The following is a 416-nucleotide window of genomic DNA, read 5'->3' as shown; positions in this document are numbered from 1 at the left end:
CTGGGCGTTCATGTCGTCGAGATTGCGGAACGAACGAGCGAGGAAGAAGTCTTCGCGGATATACCGAAACGGCCGCTCGACCTTGCCTTTTGTCTTGGCTCGGTAGGCCTTGCACGCCTTAGGATGGTATCCATAATGGCGGGCCAGGTCGATGAGAGCACGGTTGTAGATGATACCCTCCGTCTGACCTTCGCCGATAACGGCAGTCTTCATCCGGTCGTAGAGCACCTCCCGCGGCGCACCACCAATCGCCTCGAAAGCGGCGATGTGGCAACGCAGGACGGTCGGAAGGTTCTGATGCATGACGAAGCGTGCCCAGATGAGGCGGCTGTGACCCAACACCATCGAGAACAACCAGACGATCCTTGGCGTCATTGGCTCGTCGGTGAAAACGACATGGAACTGGGCGAAAACGA

Annotated in this window: 1 protein-coding gene; it reads right to left on the bottom strand. The window is 57.9% G+C overall.

Annotated features, from left to right (window positions below; all coding sequences use genetic code 11):
• Positions 1–416: DDE-type integrase/transposase/recombinase (locus G8E10_RS25780; protein ID WP_167131278.1), on the bottom strand; the 416-nt coding region annotated here is incomplete at both ends.

Origin of the sequence: Ferranicluibacter rubi, from assembly GCF_011603255.1 — a bacterium.
Lineage (GTDB): Bacteria > Pseudomonadota > Alphaproteobacteria > Rhizobiales > Rhizobiaceae > Ferranicluibacter > Ferranicluibacter rubi.
Note: the sequence above shows the minus strand (reverse complement) of the source record. Positions and strands in the feature narration are given on the sequence as shown.